This window comes from Psychrobacter sp., assembly GCF_036731945.1.
Classification (GTDB): Bacteria; Pseudomonadota; Gammaproteobacteria; order Pseudomonadales; family Moraxellaceae; genus Psychrobacter.
The window spans coordinates 13,248-19,467 of record NZ_DAINDI010000041.1 but is presented as its reverse complement, the minus strand read 5'-3'; the positions used below and the strand labels follow the sequence as shown (position 1 = coordinate 19,467).

Here is a 6,220-nt window from a genome sequence, read left to right as displayed (position 1 = left end):
TGCTGCATGGCATCGGTATCAAATATTGCCAAGACTTGCCCCGCTTTGACCCGATCGCCTTCTTCAACCAACACCTGCTCGATAGCCACACCATTTACTTTAGGGCTGACATTGGCGACATCTTTGGCACTGATGGTGCCGTCAGCGCTTAAGGTATTGCCAATACTGTCTTGGCTTGGCATCACCGTTTCGACCGAAAGCACTGCCTGTTGATTACTGCTCTCCTTTGGGTCAGTATTTGCGCTTTGTGCCTTGTTAGCCGCTGGTGAATCAACACTCGCATCTTTATCGCCGCCCCAATACTTACCGACCAAAACCCCAATCACAAGGACTACGGCTAATACTGGCAATAACCACCAAGGATATTTCGATGATGATTTGGGCGCACGTGCGTCCGCTTGGCGGTAAGGTGGTAGCTCAGACTCAACTGGCAGCTTGTTGTCTTCAACATCGCTCATGATAACTCTCTGTCAATACAGGCAATTAGAAAGGGTATAAAGTTAGAAAAATTATAGCTAAAAAAGGCCCTATCTATGATTACAATAGTCCATAAATTTATTGAGGATAGCATATATTAAGTCATCATCTTATTTTTATATATCGTGTTTTAGCTTCGTAAGTCTGCTTCTATTAATAATAGGATGGGCGTAAAAACTTGCAGAGCAACATGATAAAAGTGATAAACAATCAGAACAGCTCGTTAATAAGGTTGAGTGGGCAGATATTCTATTTTATCGTTTATATACCTTATAAAACCCATAAAAAAAAGCCATTATCTTTAACAAAATAATGGCTTTTTAGGAGAGTTGATGACAGAGAATTGGCTCAGTTACTAAGCAAGCGTTAATTATCAAGCATTGGTATAGCGACTGGCTTCTGGCATCCAGCGATGGATAAGTTGGCTGACGTCCGCTTTACGTGTTGGGTCAGAGATAAGATGTTTCGCTAGGCGCTGCGCAATGGCAAATAGTTGCTCATCGCGGATAAGGTCGGCCAAATAATAACCGACGTTACCGGTTTGACGTTTGCCTAACAGCTCACCGGGGCCGCGTAGCTCCAAGTCTTTTTGCGCAATCACAAAACCGTCGGTGCTGTCACGCAGCACATTTAAGCGCTCCGTACCCGTCTCCGACAGCGGCTTTTGGTATAACAGTACGCAGAAACTTTTGGTCGAACCACGCCCAACCCGCCCGCGCAACTGATGTAGTTGCGATAAACCCAAACGTTCAGCATTCTCAATCACCATGAGTGAAGCATTAGGTACATCAACCCCAACTTCGATAACCGTTGTCGCAATCAATAAATCTAAGTTGCCCGCTTTAAACTCTTGCATAATGGCTTGCTTGTCAGCAGACTTCATTTTGCCATGTACCAAGCCAATGCGAATATCTAAGCGCTCATTTAAGTCTTCATAAGTCGCTTCTGCTGCTTGCGCATCAAGCACGCTTGATTCTTCTACCAATGAGCAAACCCAATACGCCTGTCTGCCCGCTTCACAATTGACCGCAATACGCTCAATCACTTCGTCGCGACGGTTGCGGTCAATCGTCACCGTAGTAATTGGCGTACGCCCCGGAGGCAACTCATCAATGATGGACGTATCCATATCGCCATACACACTCATGGCGAGCGTACGCGGAATCGGGGTTGCCGTCATAATCAGCTGATGCGGGGTGCTATTGGCCACGCCCTTATTGGTCAAGGCCATGCGCTGCTCAACGCCAAAGCGGTGCTGTTCATCAATAATGACCAAGCCTAGTTTAGCAAATTGCACCTGCTCTTGAAATAAAGCATGCGTCCCGACGACGATTTGCACCGTATTTTCTGCCACTGCTTCTAACGCTTCGCGGCGCTGCTTGGCGGTTTGTTTGCCAGCCAGCCAGCCAACGCCGATACCCAATGGCTCAAACCAGTTTTTAAAATTGACCAAATGCTGCTCGGCTAAGATTTCTGTCGGTGCCATGACCGCCACTTGCCAGCCACTATCGAGCGCATAGCCCGCCGCCCCCGCCGCGACCAAGGTTTTGCCTGCGCCCACATCGCCTTGTACCAGTCTTAGCATCGGAATAGAAGTCGCCATATCAGCCGTGATGTCTTTCATGACGCGTTGCTGCGCACCGGTTAAATCAAACGGCAATGCGCCAAATAACTGATCGGCAAGCGGGCTATTCATCGTACACTTGGGGGCTTTATGCTGATGCAATTGCTGACGGCGGTATAATAGGCTCAGTTGATGCGCGGTTAATTCTTCAATGATTAATCGCTGACAGGCCGCATGAGTGCGAGCACTTAATTGCGTGAGTAGCTGATATTGTCGTCCTGCATCGGTATAAGTTGGCGGCGTATGCAGCAATACTAAGGCTTCAAATATCGTTAGGTTATAAACATTTTGATTAGCCATGTCATTAACTGCAGTTGTGTTGCCAATATTGCTTATTGAATTGTCAGGCACACGACGCGCAAGGGTTGAGAATATATCGTCTGGAAAATCATCGTCTGCCATTGCCAATTTAGCAGGCTCAAAAGGTGCTAACGGTAAATCAGCAACCACCGCAAAGTCGGCAGGCGTAAACAAGGTCATCGGTAGACCTTGGGTGCGCACAGTTTGCAGCGCAAGCTTGATTAGCGTACGCAGCTTATTTTGATGCAAGCCTTTAACGCTCGGATAAATCGGCTGTAAGCCTGTATTGACGATGGCTTCATTACTACTGATCACTTGATATTCAGGATGATGTATCTGCTTACCGTAACGACTGACTTTTACTTCACCAAATAATTGCAGCTGCGTGCCAAGACTCATCGTTTGCGCAAGGCCGCGATACACTTTAAAGAAACGCAGCGATAGGGTGCCAGTCTCATCATCGACCACCACCGTCATGCCACTGCGCTTGGTATCCACATGCACCACCCGCCCTGTAATTAAGGCGGCTTGCCCATGCGCCACATTAGCTATCGATACCAGTCGGCTACGATCTTCATAATCACGCGGTAGATGCAGCAGCAAATCAAAAATGCGCTCGATACCTAACTGGGACAACTGCTCCGCCACTTTTGACCCCACACCCGCCAGCGCCGTCACCGGCATATCAAGCGCCGAAACGGGCATCTCAGGCCTTATAGCTTCTGCTGAGTTCAAGGTAGTAGTGCGGCTAACCGATGTGGGCATCAATAATCCTAATGATGGTTATGATTTAACGTATATTTGGTCTTATAAAAGCTATAATCATCAACCTCTATAAAATATTTAATCAAGATGATTATAACTGACAAGCTACCTGCTTATGCTAAGCTATTTAATGATATGGCGTCTAGCTGATTTCTCAGTAAGCGACTGATGAATGGCTTATCGTATACCTCTTTATTGCTCTATGGTGATTTTCGCGTATGTTTTTATCTACTCATTATAATGGCTATCATCATTTAGCACGCTTGCTGCGATTTAGTATGCTTGGCATATTGGGCGTGTTTATTAGTGCTTGTCAGAGTCTGACGCCAGTTACTAAAGCCGTCGCACCTATAGAAAACCAGCCAAAGGTCGCCTTAGTTTTAGGCGGCGGCGGTGCCAAGGGCTTTGCCCATATTGGTGTCATTAAGGCCTTAGAAGAGAATGGTATCACGCCAACGCTAGTGGTCGGCACCAGTATCGGCAGTCTGATTGGCAGCTTATATGCCAGTGGTTATAACGCCAAACAGCTTGAACAATTAGCGTTAAATACTTCTGATAGCGAATTGACAGATTTCACCTTATCAAACCAAGGCTTTATCGAAGGTATTAAACTTTATTAATGCAAAAGTTGGCGGACGCGCTATAGAAAATTTTCCAATATCTTTTGCCGCGGTTGCTGCCGAAAAACACACGCTAAAAAAGGCCGTTTTTAGCAGTGGCGATGCCGGACTTGCAGTACAAGCATCATGCAGCGTACCCAATATTTTTATCGCCCCGCGTATCCCTGAAAAGGTAGGTAAAAAATATGTTGATGGTGGCGTGGTCAGCTTAGTACCAGTCGACACCGCCCGTGATTTAGGGGCTGATATTATCATCGCCGTTGATGTGACGGCGGCGAATGCTAATAGTTCCGCTAATAATAAGATACCGACTATCAATTCATTAAGCAGTTTTTGGGGTTTTCTTGAAAGTAATGTCATCACCAATGTTTCTAACGCAACCAATGTTTCGAGTGTTAGCCAAGCAAACACCAAGCGCTCGACAGCAATGCGCCGTGAACGTGAGCGCGCTGATATTATCATTATCCCCGATATCGGTCATATTAGCTCGCTAGATACCAGCCAACGACGCGCGCTAATGACGGCTGGCATGCAAGCCACCACCCCGCAGATTGCCGCCATTAAACAGCTTATAAAAGACAAAGCCCTGAAAGAAAAAGGTCTTGTAGAAAAGCTGCCAAGTAAATATGCCACGCTTTAATTTCAAAAGTACATTCAGCTGGTAAAAGCCATTTTACCAAATCTGAGTGAGTAAGTTGTTTATAAAAAAGCACCGCAGCCTAGACCTTAGACTGTGGTGCTTTTCGATTCGGCAAACATTAGATAAATATCAAAAAACAGACTTATTTAACGCGTGCACGATATTTAACCACAACGGTATCATTCAAACCAACGCCTTCTAAAGCCCAACGTACCGCTTTATAGTATTTTAACGGAATTTCTTGCAATTGATTATCAACCTTGCCGCGTAATGGCATACGGGCAAAGGTGTTGCCGTCCGCACTACCATAAGGAAAGTCAGGAGATACCGCACGTAGCAATTCTACTTGCTCAGGAATACTCATAGTGACGGTCATTTTACGTACGCGATCAGCATTGGTATTGGTAAAGTAGCCTTGATATTCTAAGACATTACCTGACTGCAGGCGCGTATTAGCATTGACTGGCACCAGCACTTCCTGACCATTTGCATCAACACTAATCAATGAAGCGGTGATTTTGCTATTGACCGCTTGCGCCGTTGAAGTGCTGGCTGGGTTGGCATTTGACTGGATTGCCACTGAATTATCAACGGCTTGCTCTGGCGTTGGCAACATTGCTGAAGCCTGCGTCACTGCCATCACGCCAACGAGCGTACCAGCGACAACATGAAATAAGCGGTGGCCGCTCCACGCACTGAATGGATTTGCAAAATGGTTACTTTTCTTCATGACATTCATTATCCCTAGTTAATGTATCGGTAAAACAGTATAGCGGTAAAACAATTTGTTGATAAAGCGTCGGTCAACAACATGGTTATTTTTATCAATTATCTGCGTAAGCTGGTGCTAAAGCAATAGCGCTTAGCATAACAAAAAGCGTTTGGCGGTACACCAATCCCGTGTTGAGGTTGTGTATATCATCTATTTGCTACCAAGATTCATTAAAGTGGCTAAAATAAAAGATAGCTCATAACGGTGTTTTTTGCTATGGTAATTCATTAGCGACACGCTTTTGCTGTCACGCTCTTTTTCTTATTCTAACAACTATTGCACCCATTATGACTACTAGCGCCATGCCACAAATTAATCCTGAATACGTACACTGGTTCCGCAACTCTGCCCCTTACATTAACACCCATCGCGGTAAGACTTTCGTGATTATGTTTGGCGGTGAGGCGGTCAACCATCCCAATTTCAGTACCTTGATTCATGACTTTGCTTTATTGCACAGCTTGGGTATCAAACTGGTACTGGTACACGGCGCGCGACCGCAAATCGAAAAAAACTTGAAAGATGCGCAGATTACCTCCCCCTTGCATAAAGATATTCGCGTGACCCCGCGCGTTGCTATGCCGGCTATCTTACAAGCGGTTGGTGCGATTCGTTTGCAAATCGAAGCCCAACTGTCGATGGGCTTAGCAAACTCACCCATGTACGGCTCGCGTATTGACGCAGTTTCGGGCAACTTTGTCACCGCCCGTCCTTACGGGATTCGTGACGGCGTTGATTATCAGATGACTGGTGAGGTGCGCTCAATCGATGTCGAAGCCATTAAAAATAACCTGTTACATGACCATATTGTGATTTTAGGGTCGATGGGTTATTCAGCAACGGGTGAAGTTTTCAATTTATTGGCGGAAGATGTGGCGCTTAGTGCGGCTGTGGCGCTCGGTGCTGATAAGCTGATATTCTTAGGCGAAGAAGCCGGCATCAATCATGACGACCGCTTGTTGCGTGAGATGATTCCAAATGAAGTCGACCGCTTTTTACGCGATCGTGATTTAAATTGCGAG

The 6,220-nt window shown here is 46.0% G+C and carries 6 protein-coding genes and 1 pseudogene; 4 read left to right on the top strand and 3 right to left on the bottom strand.

Translation table 11 applies throughout. The annotated features are described in order from the left end of the window. Together V7D75_RS09485 and recG are read right to left on the bottom strand one after the other, a co-directional pair. Positions 1-458 (bottom strand): biotin/lipoyl-binding protein (locus V7D75_RS09485; protein WP_333614365.1); only part of this gene is annotated, 458 nt, incomplete at its 3' end. 392 nt (positions 459-850) lie between these two features. After that, complete coding sequence (recG, locus tag V7D75_RS09480; RefSeq protein ID WP_442968946.1) at positions 851-3,166, bottom strand: ATP-dependent DNA helicase RecG; 2,316 nt, start codon at positions 3,164-3,166, stop codon at positions 851-853. A 218-nt stretch (positions 3,167-3,384) separates the two neighbouring features. Between recG and V7D75_RS09475 the strand changes: the two genes are divergently transcribed. From V7D75_RS09475 to V7D75_RS09465, 3 genes and pseudogenes are all read left to right on the top strand, one after another. Next, entirely contained in the window at positions 3,385-3,786 is a 402-nt protein-coding gene (locus V7D75_RS09475) for a patatin-like phospholipase family protein (RefSeq protein WP_333614364.1), read from the top strand. Then, positions 3,737-3,955: pseudogene (locus V7D75_RS09470) on the top strand (hypothetical protein); the annotation flags it as partial. The gene V7D75_RS09475 and the pseudogene V7D75_RS09470, both read left to right, overlap by 50 nt. A gap of 30 nt (positions 3,956-3,985) precedes the next feature. Next, a complete protein-coding gene (locus V7D75_RS09465; RefSeq protein WP_333614363.1) occupies positions 3,986-4,426 on the top strand; it encodes a hypothetical protein in 441 nt (146 codons plus the stop codon). A 142-nt stretch (positions 4,427-4,568) separates the two neighbouring features. Here V7D75_RS09465 and V7D75_RS09460 read toward each other — a convergent pair whose 3' ends face one another. Continuing rightward, positions 4,569-5,156: a hypothetical protein gene (locus V7D75_RS09460; protein WP_333614362.1), complete on the bottom strand. Its 588-nt coding sequence runs from the start codon at positions 5,154-5,156 to the stop codon at positions 4,569-4,571. A gap of 329 nt (positions 5,157-5,485) precedes the next feature. Here V7D75_RS09460 and argA point away from each other — a divergent pair. Then, on the top strand, positions 5,486-6,220 hold a 735-nt coding region (argA, locus tag V7D75_RS09455), incomplete at its 3' end, for an amino-acid N-acetyltransferase (protein WP_333614361.1).

Coding starts and splice junctions, on each gene's coding strand:
- recG (WP_442968946.1), bottom strand. CDS start 3,166: ATGCCCACATCGGTTAGCCGCACTACTACCTTGAACTCAGCAGAAGCT.
- V7D75_RS09475 (WP_333614364.1), top strand. CDS start 3,385: ATGTTTTTATCTACTCATTATAATGGCTATCATCATTTAGCACGCTTG.
- V7D75_RS09460 (WP_333614362.1), bottom strand. CDS start 5,156: ATGAAGAAAAGTAACCATTTTGCAAATCCATTCAGTGCGTGGAGCGGC.